Raw genomic sequence first — 20,337 nt, forward strand, 5'->3', positions numbered from 1 at the left:
AAAACAGTTTGAAAGGATAAAATCTTCAAAACTAAGCTTATAAACTTCTCTCTTTAGAAAAATTCGAATGAATCCAATCTGAGATGAAACAATAGAGGCCATCTCAAGTTTATTTTGAGACAGCCTCCTTCCTAAGTTTGCTTCTTGTTTTTGAGTGATCCGCTTGGGGCTCGAACCCAAGACCCCAACATTAAAAGTGTTGTGCTCTACCTGCTGAGCTAGCGAATCAATCCTCTTTGCATCGGTGTTTTTCCCGATTGCGAGTGCAAAGGTATGGACTTTTTTTGAAACTACCAAATATTTCTCGCATTTTTAATAAAAATATTTGTCTCTTTTCCTTTTTGCGCGGGATATTGATTTGATTACTAGCGGTTTGTAAAAATGGATTGGCTGAGAAAAAATACAAAAAACTGTTTCTCTCTTATCCGGTTAAGGTTGTCGGAAAGACACTTTCTGCGAAAAAGCTGTTGATGCAGCAGGAAAATTTTTAAAAAATGAATATCTTTGCATACGATTGGTTCCTGTGGGCCGTTCGGCCGGAATGGATTAAAAGGGAATTGGGTGAGAGTCCCAAACAGTCCCGCTGCTGTGAAGCTCTTTTCAACGCCTTGACAAAACTAAAGCCACTGGGTAACACCGGGAAGGAGTCAAGAGCGAGAGTCAGTCAGAAGACCTGCCATCGTGTGTTATTAATTAGTCGGGCTCGAGGATAGCCGGCTGAATGCCTATTGTATGCATAGTAGATTTTTTTTATGGTTTATCCTGCTTTGGGCAGGAATGGGATGTGGTGCATCGGTGCATGCGCAAAGTAAACTGGACAGCCTTCAGCACATTGAAGAGATTGTAGTGACGGGACGAAGTGTACAGAAAGAGATTTTTCCGGTACAGGAACTTTCCGGCCGTCAGCTGCATCAGCTCAGTTCGCATAATGTGGCCGATGCCCTCCGTTATTTTTCCGGACTCCAGATCAAGGACTATGGAGGGGTAGGGGGATTGAAGACCGTGAATATCAGAAGCATGGGAACGAATCACGTAGGGGTTTTCTATGACGGTATCGAACTGGGCAATGCGCAGAACGGTACGGTGGACCTGGGACGTTTCTCGCTGGATAACATGGAGGCGATTACGCTGTACAACGGACAGAAGAGTGCGGTGTTTCAGCCGGCAAAGGATTTCGGTTCTTCGGGCTCCATCTATCTGCAGGCACGGGCTCCGGTATTGAAGGAAGGAGAAAATCAGCACTGGAAGGCTACTTTCAAGACCGGTTCGTTCGGACTTGCCAATCCTTCTGTGCTGTGGGAGCATCGGTTGAACGACAACCTGGCGGGCTCGCTCAGTGCGGAGTACATGTATTCGTCGGGCAAGTATAAGTTTACTTACCGCATGGAAGACGGGTATGATACGACGGCAGTGAGACAGAACGGCGACCTGAATGCCCTTCGTGTGGAGTACGGACTGTTCGGAAAGATTCCGCAAGGCTATTGGAGAGCCAAGTCGTACCTGTATCACTCGGAAAGAGGGTATCCGGGGGCGATTGTCCGCAATAAGTTTACGCACGAGGACCGCCAGTGGGACACCAATTTCTTCACTCAGGGCACTTTTAAGAAGGATGTGACTCCCTGGTACAGTCTGCTGGTGAACGGTAAGTATGCGTACGACTACCTGCATTATCTGGCCGACCCGAACAAGGACGAGTCGCTGATGTATACGAACAATCATTATTACCAGCAGGAACTTTATGTGTCGGCGGCCAACCGCTTTACGCTTTTCCCGTGGTGGGAGGCAGGCCTTTCTGCCGACTATCAGTTTAATTTGCTGGATGCCGACCTGCGCGACTTTGTCTATCCCAGACGGCATACGCTGCTGGTGTCATCGGCCACTGCCATGCATTTCAGCCGGGTGGAGTTCCAGGCCAGTCTGCTGGGTACATTCGTTCACGATACCAGTTCCGGAAAGGCAGCTCCCGATAAATGGAAACTGACTCCTTCGGTATTTCTGTCGTGGCGTCCGTTCAAGGAGGAAGGACTGAATCTGAGGGCTTTCTATAAGCGGATATTCCGGATGCCTACGCTGAACGACCTGTATTATACGTTTATCGGAAACATTAACCTGGATCCGGAGTTTACTACCCAGTATAACCTGGGGGTGACGTATACCCGCCGTTTTGCGGATACCTGGCTCCGTTCGCTGGAGTTTCAGGTAGATGCGTACTACAACGAGGTGGAGAATAAGATTGTGGCTACTCCGACGTCCAACTTTTTCCGCTGGACCATGGTGAACCTGGGCGAAGTGGAGATACGAGGAGTGGATGCGGCATTGCAGACAGACTGGCAGGTGGGAAAGGAATGGTTCTTTACGGGCCGCCTGAACTATACCTACCAGCGGGCACAGGATTTTACCGATCCTTCCAGTGAGTTTTACGGAGGACAGATTCCTTATATCCCCTGGCACAGCGGTTCGGCAGCCCTTAACGCACGCTGGCGTTCCTGGGAAGCCAGCTACAGTTTTATTTATACGGGCGAACGCTATTCTTCGCAGGCCAATATTCCGTACAATTATCAGTTGCCCTGGTATACCAGCGATTTTTCGGTATCGAAGGGATGGAAAATCCGGAAAAATGAGCTGAAAGTGACGCTGGAGGTCAATAACCTCCTGAACCAGCAGTATGAAGTGGTGACTTGTTATCCCATGCCGGGAACCAATTTTAAATTAATTACGCAGTATGAATTCTAAAAAGATATGGGCGGATGCTATCCGCAAGGCTGTTTACAGCATCGGACTTGTTTCTATCGTGTGGTTGTTTTCGGGTTGCCGGAAGGAGATTCCTGCCATCCGTTCGGGAGTCGAGTATGTGACCGAAGGTACCAATCCTCAGTATATCGAAGGATTTTTCCTGGTCAACGAAGGAAATATGGGAAGCAATAAGTGTACGATTGATTATTTTGACGCACGTATCGGAGGGTATTACCGGAATATTTATCCGGAGCGCAATCCGGACATCGTAAAGGAACTGGGAGATGTGGGCAATGATATTGCCATTCACGGCACGCGCCTGTATGTGGTAGTGAACTGCTCCAATTTTGTGGAGGTGATGGATGTACACACGGCCCGTCACATCGGCAGTGTGACCATCCCTAATTGCCGGTACATTGTCTTTCAGGGCGACAAGGCATATGTGAGCTCGTATGCCGGACCGGTACAGATTGACCCGAATGCCCGTCCGGGTAAGGTGGTGGAAATCGATCTGGCGACCTTGCAGATTACGCGTGAGGTGGTTGTAGGATATCAGCCGGAAGAGATGGTTATTCACAACGGGCGCCTGTATGTAGCCAATTCGGGAGGGTATCGTTTCCCGAACTACGACCGGACGGTGTCGGTGGTCGACCTGGAATCGATGGAGGTGGTGAATACGATAGATGTGGCCATTAATCTCCACCGGATGGAGATAGACAGTAAGGGAAGAATCTATGTCAGTTCCCGCGGCGACTATTACGGCATCGGGTCGGATGTGTACGTGATTGATACGGAAACAGAGAAAGTGACCGGTCGTCTGGGCATTTCGGCCAGTGAGATGTGTATGGATGACGACCGCCTGTATACCATCAGTTCGGAGTGGAACTATAATACGCAGACCAATCAGATTTCTTATGCGGTGTATGATACGGAAAAAGAGGAAACGGTTTCCCATAATTTCATTACCGACGGAACCGACAAGAATATTATGATTCCTTACGGGATAGCGGTAAATCCCGAGACGAAGGAAATCTATCTTTGTGATGCGACCAACTACGTGACTCCGGGGTATCTGTACTGCTTTTCGCCGGAGGGAAAACTGAAGTGGAAGGTTCGTACAGGGGATATTCCTGCGCATATCGCATTTTCGACCACACGCTTTAGTTGATTATATTTGAGAATAAGATCGGGTGCGGCCTTGTGACGCACAGGACGCATGGAAAAACTGAAAGCCGGGATGTGAAATTCTCGGCTTTTTTAATGCCAGGACGTGAAATCCCCTGTAGATTTTGTCTGAATTAAATTTATACGCCGAATAATTTATATAAATATATAAAGTCGGTAAACTTTATTGATTAATAACATTACTGTCACCGACAAATTTTGTATTTTTGTATTTAATTTAATGATTGTATCGGGGCTGTGTAACCAGTCAGTTTCGAGAAAAAAAGATTTTTAAATTAATGCATACTTCAATATTAAACACTTATGTTAACTCAAATTATTAATGCGCGTATTCTGACCCCTCAGGGTTGGTTGAAAGACGGTTCTGTGTTGATTCGCGACAACAAGATTCTGGAGGTCACCAATTGTGACCTGGCCGTAGTCGGGGCCCAGCTGATTGATGCAAAAGGAATGTATATTGTACCTGGTGGTGTTGAAATCCATGTCCATGGCGGTGGAGGAAGAGACTTCATGGAGGGTACGGAAGAGGCTTTCCGGGTAGCGGTAAAGGCGCACATGATGCACGGTACTACCAGTATTTTCCCGACATTGTCGTCTTCAACTATTCCGATGATTCAGGCAGCCGTGGCTACTACAGAAAAACTGATGGCTGAGCCGGACAGTCCTGTACTGGGATTACACCTGGAAGGACACTATTTTAACATGAAGATGGCGGGTGGCCAGATGCCGGAAAACATCAAGAATCCGGATCCGCAGGAATACATTCCCTTGCTCGAAAGCACTCATTGTATCAAACGCTGGGATGCTGCCCCTGAACTTCCGGGAGCCATGCAGTTCGGTAAGTATGTGACCTCAAAGGGAGTCTTGGCTTCCGTAGGACATACCCAGGCTGAATACGAGGATATTTATACGGCATATCATGCGGGATATACGCATGCCACTCATTTCTACAATGCGATGCCGGGCTTCCATAAGCGTCGCGAGTATAAGTATGAGGGAACGGTGGAAAGTATCTATCTGATGGATGACATGACCGTGGAGGTTGTGGCCGACGGTATTCATGTGCCTCCTACTATCTTGCGCCTTGTACATAAAATCAAGGGTGTGGAGAAGACTGCCCTGATTACCGATGCATTGGCATGTGCGGCCAGTGACAGCCAGGAAGCGTTCGACCCGCGTGTAATCATCGAAGACGGGGTTTGCAAACTGGCCGACCGTTCGGCATTGGCCGGAAGTATCGCTACCATGGACCGTCTGATACGTACCGTAGTGCAGAAGGCTGAGATTCCTTTGGAAGATGCAATCCGTATGGTGTCTGAGACTCCGGCACGCATCATGGGAGTTTTGGACCGCAAGGGTACGCTGGAACGTGGCAAGGATGCGGATATCATTGCGTTGGACCGTGACCTGAACGTACGGGCCGTATGGTCTATGGGAAAAATTGTGGAAGGAACAAATCAATTGTTCTAAAAGGGGACTCTAAAAAGAAAACAGTATGTTGACTCAAATTATAAATGGACAGATATTAACTCCTCAGGGATGGCTGAAAGACGGTTCGGTACTGATTAGTGATGGAAAGATCCTGGAAATCACCAACAGTGATCTGGCCGTGATTGGCGCTACAGTGATTGATGCCAAAGGCATGTATATTGTACCGGGCTTTGTAGGCATGCATATACACGGAGGAGGCGGTTTTGATTTTACGGAAGGTACGGAAGAGGCTTTTCAGACGGCTGTTGCGGCTCATCTGAAACACGGAGCCACCACGGTGTTCCCGACGCTTTCCTCTTCTTCATTCGATACCATCCGCAAGGCGGTGGCCGTTTGTGAAAAAATGATGCAGAATGCCGACGGAGTAGTACAGGGACTGCATATTGAAGGACCGTATCTGAACCGGAAAATGGCCGGTGCACAGTGGGATGAATTCCTGAAGAATCCGGATCAGGAGGAATACCTGCCTTTGCTTGAGAGCACGCAGTGCATTAAAAGATGGGACATCAGTCCGGAACTGCCGGGTGCGCATGATTTTGCACGGTATACTTCCGGAAGAGGTATTCTGACTGCGGTGACTCATACGGAGGCTGAGTACGATGAAATCAAGGAGGCTTTCCAGTGTGGCTTTACACATGCGGCGCATTTCTATAACGCGATGCCGGGATTTCACAAGCGCCGTGAATATAAGTATGAGGGTACGGTTGAGAGCGTTTACCTGATGGACGGAATGAGCATTGAGGTGATTGCCGATGGTATTCATCTGCCGGCTACGATCCTGAAACTGGCTTACAAGCTGAAAGGTGTGGAACAGACCTGTCTGGTTTCTGACTCGTTGAAATATGCGGCGTATGACGGTGAGGTCATCAATGATTCCCGCTATATCATTGACAACGGAGTTTGTAAATTGGCTGACCGCTCTTCACTGGCCGGAAGTCTGGCAACCATGGATGTACTGGTGAGAGTGATGGTGCAGAAAGCGGAAATTCCTTTGGCCGATGCAGTGAGAATGGCTTCTGAGTCTCCGGCCCGGATTATCGGTGTGGCCGACAAGAAAGGTAGTCTGCAGAAAGGTAAGGACGCAGATATCGTCATCATGGACGAGCACTTGAATGTGCGTTGTGTCATGTCAATGGGACACATTGTTCCGGAAACGAATACACTGATTCATTAATTGTCTGAAAAGGATTTTTGATATGCTGAGGCTGGAAGAAATTCCAGCCTCAGTCTGTATATGGGGTAACCGTTCCGGTGGGGCAGCTATTCTCTTAAAGTGATACCGGATTGACCCGGTCACTGTCGGATACCGGCCGTAAGGGACGGCAGGGATTGCCTGCGGCGAGCATTCCGGCAGGAATGGACCGGGTTACTACGCTTCCTGCACCGATTACGGCACCTTCACCGATTTCCACTCCCGGGAGTATCACTACATTGGCTGCAATCCAGGCATTGTCGCCTATGGTTATGGGGCGTGCTGCCATTATACCTTCGTTGCGCTGGTCGGGATCCAGGGCATGGGTGATGGTTATCAGGGAACAGTTGGGACCGATCATTACGTTGTCACCGATGGTGACTTCTGCCTCGTCGAGGATGGTCAGGTTGAAGTTCCCGACAAAATTGTTGCCGATCCGTATGTTGAAACCGAAATCACAGCGGAAGGGGCTGTGAATTACCAGGTTTTCTCCTACTTTCCCCAGTAATTTCCTGAAAGCTTCCTGGCGTTCCGCTTTCAGAGAGGGGCGCATCCGGTTGATGTCAAAGCATGCGTCGGCGCAGGTTGTCAGCATGGTACTGATTTCAGGGATGTCTGCGGCTTTTCCGTAGATCCACTGACCGGTACGCAATAAATCCAATAACCGGTCAATCGGCTGTACTTGAGGGCTTTGTTCCTTTTGTATGGTTGTCATATTCTTGCTAAAACGCTATAGTTTTTCGGGTAAATATCCATAAATTACGTGTGATGAAGTGTAATTATGGTGCTGTAAAAATACATAAACTCTGGTTAATATGGACGGACTGAAGGGAAATCTTGTACATTGTTTGCATCAGAAACGGGAGAAGAGGGTATAAAAAATCCGTACTGCAGACCAATCGTTTGTCTGTCGTACGGATTCCAATCTGCAAGTTTCTTATCTTTAGGTCAAGAAACTTGCAGATTGATCAAAGACTTTTAGGAATTAAATTGCTGAATACCAGTAGATGAAGATATTCTTAAGGGGAGATAATGTATTATTTTTCTACAACAACATTCGGATATTTCTTTTTCCATATATCTCTGCCGAGATCAGCAGAAAATACAGAGGTAATCAGGAATTTCCCCACTCTGGTATCCGGATCCTCCGGTTTCAACTGTTGTAGATAAGTACATTCGTTCCCGTAATCATCGACCGCATATACTATCTGCTGTCTGATAAGCACTGCACCATTAGGATCCTGTTCCGCAAAGTTGTTATCGCAATAGTATATATAGGCAATATCTCCTGCTTCATCATACTCAACTCCCCAGGCCGTCATAGCGTGATTCCCTGTTTTGGGGCCGGCCACATCAAACACATTTAGACCGATAGCTCTCTTGTTGAGGAGGGCATCTGTAACAAATGTATTGAACTGCTCTTTATTGGGTTTGTGCGAGGATCTTGCCGTCAAGGCATTATTTTTCGTGAATACTTCCGGAAGGAATCCTTTAAACCCATTGATATCACCACCGAGATAAGCCCCGGTAAAAAACCATTCAACTCCTTTAGGGTCATCGTTTCCAAAATTCGGGAAATGATCTTTGAAGAACTGGAAAACTTCCGACCTGTTGACTGTAACATAACTTGGTTCAGGAAGAGAACCGTCCCAGTTGCCAACTCCGTTAGGGTAAAGCGGTTTGAAATCATAGGACGGACGTTTGAAAGTACCTGAATTGGTCGTCACTGAAGAACCATAATCTGCATCGTATGCAGCAAGGTATTCTTTATTCAAGCACATCCACCATGACACTACATTTGATGCAGATGCCGCCCAGCACATTTGGGAATCGTCTTCATAGTTCCCATGTGACTTATTGCAGTCATACCAGCCACATCCTTCAGCCCATGTGAGATATTGCTCCTCATAGTAGCGATTGTCATATCTGATCCACTGGCCTTGAGGTAAACCATACTTGTTACCGAGCTTATATGTAGTAAGATTCTCCTTACCTGGAAAATCAGGTACATTCAATCCATATACCCACAATGTCTTTCCTGCAAGTTCAGGATTGCCAGGTTTCAGGGTAAGGTTTATCGAAATCTGCTTTCCTGGCTCGAAAAATGTAAGGTTGTTGTTCTCTTCTGTCTTTTCTGGAGCTTTGAAATGCGCTGTCTTACCCTCTGCAACAATCTGCAGAAGTCCGTCATCGTCCCTGTAAGGGAGCGCACTTTGAGGAATAATCACAGCGGCAAAATTCCCTTCTTCATCCTTGAATGGGGTAATCCATTTGAAGTCGGTTCCATTCGCTTCGACTTCACCGGTAAGAAGATTGAATTTGCCCTGTGTCAGACTCCTGACTTTAATCTCTGGCGAAGTCATACTGCCAGAGATAAGAATCCTGATTCTGTGAAGAGCATGCCCGAAATTCATATTAGCTTTGTATGCACCTGATTCGACGACTGTTTTTGAAAACAGTAAATCTGAATTATAAAAACCGTCTCCAGTCTGGTCTAATGCCATATTCAGCTGATAAGTTTCTGGATTCTGTTGTTCTCCGGTTGCCGGGTAATGAGCAGACAAAGATATTGGTCCTTCACCAAAATCATTGCGCTTCAGACGTTGGCATCCACTGTCCTCCCGAATATGTAAGTTCACGATAAGAAAGACCTTTATCCCCTTGAAGGTAAAGCCCTACTTTATCGCCCTCTGTGAAACTTCCGGAACCATCACTTGCAAGGTCAGCTCTTGTCTCCACTTTGGAAAAAGCGATATCCAGATATCCGTCATCCTTATTCTGGTAATTATCCTGAATTTCGGAAGAACAAGAAAAGAAAGATAAAGACAAGATGCTGATAAAGATACCAATGTATATATCTTTAAGTATAGAAAAATATTTAACCATAAAAAAATTAATATAAATGCAATAATAGGTAATGTCTCATTTAGTGGGTCTGGAGTGAGTCTTCAGACCTATTAATTTTGCAAAGATATCAATTTATCCGTTAATTCATCGGCTGGTTGGCCTGCCGATGAGAATTTTTATTCGTCCGGGAACAGATTGCTGTCAAAATCGATTGCTTCCGGAGCTTGAGACAGGCAGATTTCTCACTCATTGCTGTCTTTCTCATAAACAGGATGACGGATTCCTCGTTGGGTATGGCCGGTATATGTGGGAGTATCGTATTTGTCACACAAGGTATTCCGGCTTAAATGACCCATCCCTCAAATCCACACAAACAAGTGATGCAAATTCTCTATTGAAAATTTTAATAGTAGAGGACAGAAACATAAAAATTGCAATCTTTGCTACTGCTGAATCATACTGCAGGCAGGTTTCAATGAGAAAACTTGTTTTATCCAAACAAATCATGCCATGTGAGGCGGTCAAGTATTGTTGTCTAAATAAATTAAATCCCTGTAAATCTTGTTGATTTATAGGGATTTAATGGTGGTTTTTGTGCTTGTAATCACACTAGTACTCTTCCTCATTGAAGAAATCGTTTCATTCTTATTTTCAATAAGTTATCTAAATTATATTGTAGTTTAGACAAATAAATCACGCTATCAAAGACCATCAAAGGCGATTGATTGAATTAATAGACAAACAAATTACAATCATACTTTATTTTATATAGAAATATTTGACAGCCATATTAATTCCCTATTTTGATTATATACCTCAAATTTGAAAAGCAATTTTAACTATAAACACAAATATAATACTATTTTGCATGTTTTCGTATTGCAGAAACAATACTTTCTGTATTCCAATGAACAATCTCTATAGCTCTATTCTTAACAATAGCAGATATCCTTTCTTGGCCTCTTGGAATTACTCCTATAACAGGAATCCCCTTTTCTATAGCTTTATCTAGCTCCCACCTCATCCATTCACTATATGAAGCATACACTCCAGCAATGCCTAGAACTACATCTGAAGCCTCAATCCTTTCCGAAATTCTTTTCCTTATATAATATGTATTTATTGAATCTATAGAGTCTGTTGGTGGAAATTCTGTAAACTCTACATTAAAGTACCCTCTTGATTCAAGAAGATTTCTTAACAGTTTCAAATCATCCACATGTGCCCATGAATGACTAATAAAAATTTTATATATTCTAGCCATATCAATCAAATTCCATATTTAATAATTGTTTCAATTCCTCTTTCTGCAATTCGTATGTATTTATCTCCCATTGTTCTGCCATTTCCCTAAAAATAGTTTCATACTTCTTTCCATCTTCAATTTTTCCTAATGCATAACAACATATTGAGAAAGTCGCAGACATCCATTTAACATTAGGAATGCCTTTAACATCTTCCAATTCTATTTTAGAAGATAATATTTTAAATAATTGTTCTCGTATCTTTTTTGCTTGAACTCGACAATATATTTTCTCTTCATCATTATCATTCAAAAGCGAAGATTTTTTATCAAAGCAAAAAGCCAAATTTTCCCCTGTGTAAAAATCATAATTAATCATATAACCCTTTTCATAGTTTTCAATAGCCCTATCCAAATAACCAATGTTATCATCATTAATTTTTGATAAACGTTTGTAAATAGCCCCTTTTAAGCCAAATGTTTCTGGGTCATTTGAATCTGTTAACTTATCAAGAATTCTTAATGCATCATTGAGATACATTTCTTGTTCTTCATCCTTTACCTTTTGCTTATAAGTACATAATGCTAATTGTTGAATATAATATGACTCTTTGGGATTTTTCTCGGATGCTTTTTCCCAATATTTTATTGCTTCGCTAAACTTATTATCACTCATTAATAATTTAGCATTTTCAACCAAAGCAAAAATACAGTCGTTCTTCTTTGCTAAAGCACCTACAATAGCCTTATATTCTTCAATATCCATATGAGGTTCTTGTAATGTGCTCAGATATTCATAAACCGGACTGTCTTTTATAGGTGACTTTGCTATATTTAACATTTTCTCCTTTAATAAAGCCTGCATTCGTTTAGCTTCATCTACGCCAATATCTTCACCTAAATGCTTATATGTGAAAACCCTTGTATGATCAATATCAAATGGAATTTTTGATGTTGATTCAGCCTTGATAATAATAGTTGACAATGGTTTAGACGCATGGCGCACTCCTAATTCATATATTGCATTAGGGTTTAATGTTGATATATCAGCTATTACTAAATCCGCTCGTAAAATTAATGCATACATACTTCTATCTATAAGCCCTGTATCTTGAACTTCATCAGCTCTTACACATTTGTATCCGCAGTCTTGTACGCTTGGTTTAATTATGTTATAATATGTCTTATCTAAATCAAAAGTATTACCTGAAGCTAAATCGGTTTTTTTCCCGAATCCCATAATAACGAAACATAACTTTTCTTCCATAACTTATAAATTTATTTTGGTCTAACGATCACTTCATCAGCTATAGGCTGAGTCCGTTTATTAAATGCTTGCTCTATATAATTGTTAGGATTCTTCTTAAAATCATCCCACTTGACTAATACACAGAATCTATCTTCTTCATAATATGCACATTTTCCATGATTATTCAAATAATAGTTTCTACTAAATTCTTTGATAACAGTTGTATCATTTAGAACGACAGTATTGTGATTTTCTCCACAAGAAAGACATGTGTACTGTCCCCTATATATTGAATTATACATTGAAGGTAAAACAACACCTAAAATTCCATTTCTAGTATTACCTTCACCATTATACAAAGAAGCCTGTAATTCTCTTTTAATAAATCGCTGTTCTTCCCATCCTAAGTTTTCAGCACTATATGAACCTATTAAAAAAATTGTAACTGTTGAATCAGATAAATAATCTTCTCTTATTTTTCGCATAATGTAATCTTCGTCCTCAGAATTTATAGGAGTATTCAAAGACTTATCTATCATATCAACTTTATCACTATCTTTCCATTTCTGTATTTCTTCTTTATAACCAATATCTTCTGTTTTAAAAGATATGTAACAATTATGTCCCATATGCATATTCTTATATGTTTATTACAAAAGTAATAAAAGAAACCAAAACCATCAATATAATTCGCTATATTTGCATAATATAATTGCATCTAAAAATGAAATTAAATAGAATAAAGGTCGTTTTATCGGAAAAAGGGATTTCACAAACGTGGTTAGCGAAAAGACTTGATAAGAGTTTTAGCATGGTCAATGCGTATGCTTGTAACAGAATCCAGCCCAACCTAGAAACCTTACAACAAATTGCTGAAATTCTTCAAGTTGACCTGAAAGATTTGATAACAGACAAAGATGAACGCCAATAGTTCATTCATTGTAGATGTTGTTTTTCTAGCATACAACTTCCGATAATATAAAAATATAGGAATATATGACACCAGAAGAAAAAGCGAGGCAAAAAATAGATCAGTGGTTTACTGATGCTGGTTGGAAAGTAGTTGATAGAGACAACTACGAACCAAACTGTACTGCTGTAGCCATAAGGGAAGGACTTTTAAAAGGTAACCTTGAGGCTGATTATTTCCTTTTCATTAACGGAAAGGCTATTGGTGTGCTTGAAGCTAAAAGAGAAGAGATAGATTCTTTTTCCAATAATGTTTGCGAACAGGCTGTTTTATATGCCCGGAATGTTCCTAATATCTATCAAGTATACCAAAAGCCTTTGCCTTTCATATTTACTTCAAATGGAAAAGACTTATACTTCTGTGACTTTCGTAAACAGAATTCTTGTTTCAAGCAAATTATGACGATTCCAACTCCTCATGAATTGGTTAAACTGTTGGGAATAAATGATTATTTTGCCGGACTTCCAACTTTGCGAAAAAAAGGATTACGTGATTGTCAGTATGAGGCAGTTACTGAACTGGAAAAAAGTTTCAGGAGTGGGCAAAATCGCGCCTTGATGGTATTGGCAACAGGTGCAGGTAAGACATATACCGCATGCCTTGCTGCATATCGTTTTCTTTCATATACCCCAATGAGAAGAGTGTTATTTCTTGTGGACAGAAATAACCTTGGGAAACAGGCAGAGGGAGAATTTGGAACTTTTCGGCTGACAGAAAATGGAGATGCATTCAATACAATATTTACAGTGAATCGTCTTCGTTCCTCTTCTATACCATCTGATAGCAATGTCGTTATTTCAACAATACAGCGTCTTTTTTCGTTTCTGAAAGGAGATTCTATTGAGGATAATGACAACGATGATGATAATGAACCTACAGAAGAAGTTGTATTGCCTCCTAATCCCAATTTACCACATGATTACTTTGATCTGATCATCATAGATGAGTGTCACCGCTCCATTTATGGGAATTGGCGTAAGGTATTGGAATATTTTGATACAGCCAGACTTGTAGGATTGACAGCCACACCAATTCCAGAAACAATGGCATTCTTTAACAATAATCGCATAGTTAACTACACATTGGAGAAAAGTATCGTTGATGGTGTAAATGTAGATTGCCGTGTATATCGAATCAAAACTCAAGTTACAGAAAATGGCGGTGCTATATTAGAAGGAGAAAAAATCAAAGAAGAAACACGTTATACCGGAGATGTAAAAACTATTTCCAATAAAGAAACGAAAACATATACCAATAAAGAGCTAAACAGAAGTGTCATTAATCCTGCGCAAATAAAACTTATTCTGTCTACTTATCGTGATGTAGTCTATACGGAGTTATTTAATGATCCACAGCGGGATGCCAATTTTGACTATCTGCCAAAGACTTTGATATTTGCTCTAAATGAGACTCATGCCAGCAATATCGTACAGATAGCTAAAGAGGTATTTGGACGTACAGATGACCGTTTTGTGCAAAAAATAACTTATTCTGCGGGCGATAGTAATGAATTGATACGTCAGTTCCGGAATGATAAGGATTTCAGAATTGCCGTAACTTGTACATTGGTAGCAACTGGTACAGATGTTAAGCCTCTTGAAGTATTGATTTTCATGCGTGATGTAGAATCTTTACCGCTCTATATACAGATGAAAGGACGTGGTGTACGCACAATTGGAGATGAGCAGTTACGGAATGTTACCCCAAATGCGTTCAGCAAAGATTGTTTTTATTTGATTGATGCCGTAGGTGTTACTGAACATGAAAAAACAATACCTACGATAACAGATGAGCCGACTACAAAGATTATTACTCTTAAAGAGCTGTTGGAACAAATTACCCATGGTTACCTTCCTGATGAGCATCTGAAACGTCTTGCTGCAACACTTTCCAGGATATACAACAAAGCTGATAATTCACAACGAAATGAGTTCGTACGTTTAGCGAATGACGACATGAAAGAACTTGCTTCAAGGATTTATGAAGCATTTGAAAACAATATCCTGCCGCCATTCATAAGTACCAAGGAGCCGAATAACGAACGGAAAGGTTTAGTAGCTCCGCTTGCAAATCACGCAGATGCGCGCAGGTATCTGCTTATTCTTGCAGCCGGGTTTGTCAACACACTGATGCCTGGTGAGGACACGCTTATATCTAAAGGTTTTTCAATAGAAGAAGCTAAAAGTACAACTGAAGCCTTTGAAGATTTCTGTAAAGAACATAGCGATGAAATAGAGGCTCTACGTATAATTTATAATAATGAAGGCGAGCCAATTACCTATTTAATGCTAAAAGATTTGGAAAATAAACTCAAGATGGCTAACAATCATTTTACGCCCAAACAATTGTGGAATTCATACGCCATTCTGAATCCAAATAGCGTTCGACGTTCTTCTACGAAAGAAGAGAGTGATGCTTTAACTAATATCATACAGCTTGTACGTTTTGCTTTACACCAAATAGAACGGTTAGATAGTGTAGTTTCTACCTCTAAACAGTATTTTAATCTATGGTTAGGGCAAAATCAACGCGAAATAACAGATAAACAACGTGAAGTTATCAGTCATATTGTAGATTATATTGCTTCAAACGGAGCTTGTACGGTCAAAGAGATTCGTGAAGATGATGCAACTCAGGCAGCACAAATGATTCGTGCCTTTGGCAATATGCAGAAAGCCAACGAAGCTTTACAGTCTCTATACACATTTGTGGTTTTAAGAAAATCAGCATAAATTTATGGCAACAAATAATACAACAGAGCAATCGCTCACCAAAAAAGTTTGGAATCTGGCAACAACCCTTGCCGGGCAAGGTATCGGTTTTACAGATTATATTACACAGCTCACCTATCTTCTATTTTTAAAGATGGACGCAGAGAATGTAGAAATGTTTGGAGAAGAATCAGCAATACCATCTGGTTATCAATGGAGTGATTTAATATCTCTTGACGGTCTAGATTTAGTAAAGCAATACGAAGATACTCTGAAACAGCTGAGTGAACAGGAAAACCTTATCGGCACAATTTATACAAAAGCACAAAACAAGATTGACAAGCCAGTCTATTTGAAAAAAGTCATTACCATGATTGATGAGGAACAATGGCTGATCATGGATGGAGACGTGAAAGGTGCTATCTACGAAAGCATCCTTGAGAAGAATGGACAGGACAAAAAAAGTGGTGCCGGTCAGTTCTTTACTCCACGCCCGCTCATCAAAGCAATGGTAGATTGCATAGCCCCACAAATTGGAGAAACGGTTTGTGACCCGGCCTGTGGCACCGGAGGTTTTCTCTTGACTGCATATGATTACATGAAAGAACAGTCTGCCAGTAAGGAAAAACGTGATTTCTTGCGTAACAAGGCACTGCATGGCGTAGATAACACACCATTGGTCGTAACGCTTGCTTCCATGAACCTATATTTGCATGGTGTGGGAACAGACCGGAGTCCGATTGTTTGCGAGGATTCTTTGGAGAAAGAACCATCCACCCTTGTAGATGTAATACTTGCCAATCCTCCTTTCGGCACTAGACCGGCAGGTTCTGTGGATATTAACCGTCCGGATTTCTATGTAGAAACGAAGAACAATCAGTTGAACTTTCTTCAACACATGATGCTGATGCTCAAAACCGGTGGTCGTGCAGCCGTAGTATTACCAGACAATGTTCTTTTTGAAGGTGGTGCTGGAGAAACAATTCGGAAGAAGTTACTCTCAGACTTCAATTTACATACGATACTCCGTTTGCCTACAGGTATTTTCTATGCACAAGGTGTAAAAGCAAATGTATTGTTCTTTCCAAAGGTCAACCGACAAAAGAGATTTGGTTCTATGATTATCGTACTGATATCAAACATACGCTTGCTACTAATAAATTAGAGAGACATCATTTGGATGATTTTGTCACATGCTATAATGCAGGAAATTTAGAAGGACGCAAAGAGACATATGATGCAGACAATAATCCTCAAGGGCGTTGGCGTAAATATCCGATAGATGATATTCTCACTCGTGATAAGACAAGCCTTGATATAACCTGGATAAAACAAGGAGGAGAGTCCGATGACCGCTCTTTGGCTGAATTGGTGGCTGACATAAAAGAGAAAAGTAAAACTATTAGCTCAGCAGTTGCAGAACTTGAGAAGCTGCTTGCAAATATAAATGAAGATTAAGCGTATGAAGAATAACGACATCGCAATATCAATAGAACAACAATTCGGAGAAATCATAGATATTATTCTCCAACATAAAAGTAATGCTTCAAGAGCCGTCAATGAAGAGTTACTACTCACAGCATGGTATGTAGGCGGATATGTATCTACTAAATTGAAGAGCAAAGAATGGGGAAGTAAGGTTGTTTCCCAATTGTCCGAATACATACGTTCGCAACATCCTGACATCAAAGGATATAGCAAAAGAAACATATACAATATGGTAATGTTTTATGATGAGTATTCATCAGAAACGTTTATAGCAACAATAAGACAATATTTGAATACTGAATTTGTGCAGCCAAAAACTGCACAAATTGAAGCGAGCGACCATAAACAGGAGATACCTGTAATTGTGCAGCCAAAAACTGCACAATTTGTCCAGTCAACAGTTGGACAAATGCCTAAGATATTGGAGTTAACGACCTTGACTAATCACATAGAAATATTATGCCGATGTAAAAACAACGAAGAACGTTTGTTTTATATACTCTATGCCAATAAAGAGCATTTAGTAAAACGAGAACTTCAGCGTTGTATTTCTAATCAGACTTATTCAGGATTATTAGGAAGCAAGGACAATATGTCAAAAGGATTACTTGAAAGATGTCCTAATGCGCCAGTCATGTTCAAAGACACCCTGTTCATAGATTTTCTCAACCTGCCGAAAAAGCATAGCGAAACAAAACTAAGGAACGGCCTAATAGAACACATGAAACAGTTTATCCTTGAACTGGGAAAAGACTTTATATTCATGGATCAAGAATATCGCCTTAATATTGGTGCATCTACATTCAAGGCTGATTTACTATTTTTTCATCGCGGCTTACAAGCATTGGTCGCTGTAGAATTAAAAAAAACAAAGTTTCATCCTCGCGACCTTGGACAGTTGGAATTTTATCTGGAAGCACTCGACCGCGATGTAAAACGCTCCAACGAAAATCCGTCTATCGGTATCATTCTTTGTCCTGAAGCAGACCGGGTAGTAGTAGAGTACGCTATGAGCAGAAGTATGAGTCCTACGATGATTGCTGAATACAAGCGTATTCTCATTTCACAGGAACGCATGCAGCAGCAACTGAATGAGTTTTGCAATCTATTCTTAAACAAAGACTAACCCAAATGGATACAAAGAAATTACGTCAAAAAATACTAGACCTGGCCATTCGTGGTAAACTTGTTCCTCAGGATCCGAATGACGAACCTGCATCCGTATTACTTGAACGCATTAAAGCAGAGAAAGAACGTTTAATAAAAGAGGGAAAAATAAAGCGTAGTAAAAAAACAGCTAAAACTTCTGATACACCCCATTATAAGAACGTGCCGTTTGAAGTGCCGAATAATTGGATATGGACGACAATCGGGGGTCTCTGTTCAAAAATAGGGTCTGGCAGTACACCCAAAGGGAGTAATTATTCATCAGAAGGAGTTTTGTTTTTTCGTTCTCAAAATGTATACAATGATGGTATTGTGCTTGACGATATTAAATACATTTCAGACGAAGTACATCAATCTATGATTGGTACAGAGGTACTCCCTAATGATTTATTGCTGAATATAACAGGTGGTTCATTAGGTCGCTGTGCTATTGTTCCCAATGAAATTAATAAAGGGAATGTGAGCCAACATGTTTGTATATTACGTCCAATAACAATTAGTTCAAATTACTTTCATGCACTAATTCTATCTACATTCTTTTCTAAGTCAATGAAGATAACTGGTAGTGGACGAGAAGGATTGCCCAAATATAACCTTGAACAAATGATGTTTCCTCTTCCACCTCTTGCAGAGCAAAAGCGTATTGTATCAGAAATTGAGCGTTGGTTCTCATTGATTGACATTATTGAGAAAGACAAGCAAGACTTACATACCATTATCAAGCAAGCCAAAAGTAAGATATTAGATCTGGCCATTCATGGTAAATTGGTACCGCAAGACCCGAACGAAGAACCAGCATCCGAGTTGCTAAAACGCATCAATTCGAAGACTGAGATTACTTGTGATAACGCGCATTATACGAACTTGCCAGCAGGATGGGCTATGTGCAAGTTGTCTGATTTGTGTAAAATTGAGAATGGTTTTGCTTTCAGCAGCGATGATTATAAGTCACATGGAATACCACTAGTCCGTATATCAAATATCACTCATAATACAATAGATATAACCGACTGTGCTTATATTGAAGGTATTACAGACGATAAATTTAAGGTCTCAAAAGGAGACTTGCTTATTGCCATGTCTGGCGCAACAACAGGAAAAATGGGGGTATATCCGTTTGATGAAACAGCATACTTAAATCAACGTGTAGGAAATATTAAAATCTTAAACAAGTCCTCATTATATCCTAATTATCGAAATACTTATATGCAATCAAAGGTTGATGAAATACTAAAAATTGCATATGGAGGAGCACAACCTAATATAAGTGCTTCTATTATTGGTAATTTTGATTTCCCTTTACCACCATATAAAGAACAGATACGGATTGTAGAAACAGTTCAAAGAATTTTTGATCAATTAGATGTAATCACGGAGAGCCTATAAACTTTCCGTGATTACATCCAATTGCTTAAAAGCAGAATTTACTGCCTCTACAATTCTTTTTTGCTCATTATAAGGAGGTATTGGCACTTCTATTGCTTTGAATAGTTTTTTATTCAAGTGTGGAATAGCAGAGCCAACTTTATTTTCTCGTAATATCTTTCTGTGCAAGTTTATGACTTGTAACAAATATTCAGTGCTTATATTTTCGTTGATAATCAACCGTTTGAAAGTACTACCTTGATAACCTTCAACTGGAGTTCTGAACACCTCACCAGAGTTCTCTCCATCAACTAAAATTAAAAGAGAATTTGCAGGTATAAATTTGCCTGAAGTCAAAGTTTTCGGATCTCGTTCACCACGCAAATATTTGACATCAAGATTTATTCGTTCTATATCATTTTGTTTATTACCATCAATCAAAGAACATAGTATTTGCATGTGTGCGACTGACCATCCTTTAGGTAACTGCGTATAATGCGCGTTATCACAAGTAATCTCAGTCTTCGAATTGATGCGTTTTAGCAACTCGGATGCTGGTTCTTCGTTCGGTAAGCTTCCAAAATTGGCGTATTGACTAGCATGTTTCTTTCCCATACCTTCGTGCTAAACTTAAAACTTGAAAGATTATGTTTAGCGAAAAAGATTTTGAAAGACTGTGGTTCCTCTACAAGACCG

At 41.0% G+C, this 20,337-nt stretch carries 15 protein-coding genes, 1 tRNA gene, 1 pseudogene and 1 riboswitch; of the genes and pseudogenes, 9 read left to right on the plus strand and 8 right to left on the minus strand.

All coding sequences use genetic code 11. The features are described 5' to 3' along the window. Window positions 1-155: 155 nt before the first annotated feature. Window positions 156-228 (minus strand) — tRNA-Lys (locus H3001_RS16595). 269 nt (window positions 229-497) lie between these two features. Further along, window positions 498-695: riboswitch (cobalamin riboswitch) on the plus strand. A gap of 37 nt (window positions 696-732) precedes the next feature. Here H3001_RS16595 and H3001_RS16600 point away from each other — a divergent pair. The 4 genes from H3001_RS16600 (at window position 733) to nagA (H3001_RS16615) (ending at window position 6,583) form a co-directional block, all read left to right on the plus strand. Continuing rightward, window positions 733-2,733, plus strand: coding sequence for a TonB-dependent receptor (locus H3001_RS16600; RefSeq protein ID WP_181215540.1), 2,001 nt, complete (start codon window positions 733-735; stop codon window positions 2,731-2,733). Between the two features lie 19 nt (window positions 2,734-2,752). Beyond that, entirely contained in the window at window positions 2,753-3,901 is a 1,149-nt protein-coding gene (locus H3001_RS16605) for a DUF5074 domain-containing protein (RefSeq protein WP_181215552.1), read from the plus strand. Window positions 3,902-4,221: 320 nt separating this feature from the next. Continuing rightward, window positions 4,222-5,388: an N-acetylglucosamine-6-phosphate deacetylase gene (gene nagA, locus H3001_RS16610; RefSeq protein ID WP_181215541.1), complete on the plus strand. Its 1,167-nt coding sequence runs from the start codon at window positions 4,222-4,224 to the stop codon at window positions 5,386-5,388. 25 nt (window positions 5,389-5,413) lie between these two features. Further along, complete coding sequence (gene nagA, locus H3001_RS16615; protein ID WP_181215542.1) at window positions 5,414-6,583, plus strand: N-acetylglucosamine-6-phosphate deacetylase; 1,170 nt, start codon at window positions 5,414-5,416, stop codon at window positions 6,581-6,583. 94 nt (window positions 6,584-6,677) lie between these two features. Here the strand turns inward: nagA (H3001_RS16615) and H3001_RS16620 are convergent, their stop codons facing one another. The 6 genes from H3001_RS16620 to H3001_RS16645 form a co-directional block, all read right to left on the minus strand. After that, window positions 6,678-7,316 (minus strand): sugar O-acetyltransferase, encoded by a 639-nt coding sequence (locus H3001_RS16620; RefSeq protein WP_181215543.1) that lies wholly within the window; start codon window positions 7,314-7,316, stop codon window positions 6,678-6,680. A gap of 322 nt (window positions 7,317-7,638) precedes the next feature. Continuing rightward, on the minus strand, window positions 7,639-9,240 hold the full coding sequence (locus H3001_RS16625) for a fimbrillin family protein (RefSeq protein WP_181215544.1): 1,602 nt from the start codon (window positions 9,238-9,240) through the stop codon (window positions 7,639-7,641). Continuing rightward, a complete protein-coding gene (locus H3001_RS16630) occupies window positions 9,188-9,487 on the minus strand; it encodes a hypothetical protein (RefSeq protein WP_181215545.1) in 300 nt (99 codons plus the stop codon). Before H3001_RS16630 ends, H3001_RS16625 begins: the two co-directional genes overlap by 53 nt. Before the next feature lie 820 nt (window positions 9,488-10,307). Further along, entirely contained in the window at window positions 10,308-10,712 is a 405-nt protein-coding gene (locus tag H3001_RS16635; RefSeq protein WP_181215546.1) for a TIR domain-containing protein, read from the minus strand. 1 nt (window position 10,713) lies between these two features. Beyond that, a complete protein-coding gene (locus H3001_RS16640) occupies window positions 10,714-11,958 on the minus strand; it encodes a tetratricopeptide repeat-containing protein (protein ID WP_181215547.1) in 1,245 nt (414 codons plus the stop codon). A gap of 11 nt (window positions 11,959-11,969) precedes the next feature. After that, entirely contained in the window at window positions 11,970-12,569 is a 600-nt protein-coding gene (locus H3001_RS16645; protein ID WP_181215548.1) for a TIR domain-containing protein, read from the minus strand. A 95-nt stretch (window positions 12,570-12,664) separates the two neighbouring features. On the opposite strand from H3001_RS16645, the gene H3001_RS16650 reads away from it, so the two are divergent. The 5 genes and pseudogenes from H3001_RS16650 (at window position 12,665) to H3001_RS16670 (ending at window position 19,662) form a co-directional block, all read left to right on the plus strand. Then, window positions 12,665-12,871 carry a helix-turn-helix domain-containing protein gene (locus tag H3001_RS16650; protein ID WP_025018354.1) on the plus strand — a complete coding sequence of 69 codons (207 nt, stop codon included), beginning with the start codon at window positions 12,665-12,667 and terminating at the stop codon, window positions 12,869-12,871. Between the two features lie 65 nt (window positions 12,872-12,936). After that, complete coding sequence (locus H3001_RS16655) at window positions 12,937-15,642, plus strand: type I restriction endonuclease subunit R (RefSeq protein WP_181215549.1); 2,706 nt, start codon at window positions 12,937-12,939, stop codon at window positions 15,640-15,642. Between the two features lie 4 nt (window positions 15,643-15,646). Then, window positions 15,647-17,079 (plus strand): annotated as a pseudogene (locus tag H3001_RS16660) (type I restriction-modification system subunit M). Window positions 17,080-17,083: 4 nt separating this feature from the next. Continuing rightward, window positions 17,084-18,235 (plus strand): PDDEXK nuclease domain-containing protein, encoded by a 1,152-nt coding sequence (locus H3001_RS16665; protein ID WP_181215550.1) that lies wholly within the window; start codon window positions 17,084-17,086, stop codon window positions 18,233-18,235. A gap of 5 nt (window positions 18,236-18,240) precedes the next feature. Continuing rightward, complete coding sequence (locus H3001_RS16670; RefSeq protein WP_181215551.1) at window positions 18,241-19,662, plus strand: restriction endonuclease subunit S; 1,422 nt, start codon at window positions 18,241-18,243, stop codon at window positions 19,660-19,662. Here the strand turns inward: H3001_RS16670 and H3001_RS16675 are convergent. Continuing rightward, entirely contained in the window at window positions 19,657-20,256 is a 600-nt protein-coding gene (locus tag H3001_RS16675; RefSeq protein WP_246368667.1) for a restriction endonuclease subunit S, read from the minus strand. The genes H3001_RS16670 and H3001_RS16675 overlap by 6 nt on opposite strands. Between the last annotated feature and the right edge of the window lie 81 nt (window positions 20,257-20,337).

It is taken from the genome of Phocaeicola faecicola, from assembly GCF_013618865.1.
GTDB lineage: Bacteria > Bacteroidota > Bacteroidia > Bacteroidales > Bacteroidaceae > Phocaeicola > Phocaeicola faecicola.

Coding starts and splice junctions, on each gene's coding strand:
- H3001_RS16600 (WP_181215540.1), top strand. CDS start 733: ATGCATAGTAGATTTTTTTTATGGTTTATCCTGCTTTGGGCAGGAATG.
- nagA (WP_181215541.1), top strand. CDS start 4,222: ATGTTAACTCAAATTATTAATGCGCGTATTCTGACCCCTCAGGGTTGG.
- nagA (WP_181215542.1), top strand. CDS start 5,414: ATGTTGACTCAAATTATAAATGGACAGATATTAACTCCTCAGGGATGG.
- H3001_RS16620 (WP_181215543.1), bottom strand. CDS start 7,316: ATGACAACCATACAAAAGGAACAAAGCCCTCAAGTACAGCCGATTGAC.
- H3001_RS16630 (WP_181215545.1), bottom strand. CDS start 9,487: ATGGTTAAATATTTTTCTATACTTAAAGATATATACATTGGTATCTTT.
- H3001_RS16635 (WP_181215546.1), bottom strand. CDS start 10,712: ATGGCTAGAATATATAAAATTTTTATTAGTCATTCATGGGCACATGTG.
- H3001_RS16640 (WP_181215547.1), bottom strand. CDS start 11,958: ATGGAAGAAAAGTTATGTTTCGTTATTATGGGATTCGGGAAAAAAACC.
- H3001_RS16645 (WP_181215548.1), bottom strand. CDS start 12,569: ATGGGACATAATTGTTACATATCTTTTAAAACAGAAGATATTGGTTAT.
- H3001_RS16650 (WP_025018354.1), top strand. CDS start 12,665: ATGAAATTAAATAGAATAAAGGTCGTTTTATCGGAAAAAGGGATTTCA.
- H3001_RS16655 (WP_181215549.1), top strand. CDS start 12,937: ATGACACCAGAAGAAAAAGCGAGGCAAAAAATAGATCAGTGGTTTACT.
- H3001_RS16665 (WP_181215550.1), top strand. CDS start 17,084: ATGAAGAATAACGACATCGCAATATCAATAGAACAACAATTCGGAGAA.
- H3001_RS16670 (WP_181215551.1), top strand. CDS start 18,241: ATGGATACAAAGAAATTACGTCAAAAAATACTAGACCTGGCCATTCGT.
- H3001_RS16675 (WP_246368667.1), bottom strand. CDS start 20,256: ATGGGAAAGAAACATGCTAGTCAATACGCCAATTTTGGAAGCTTACCG.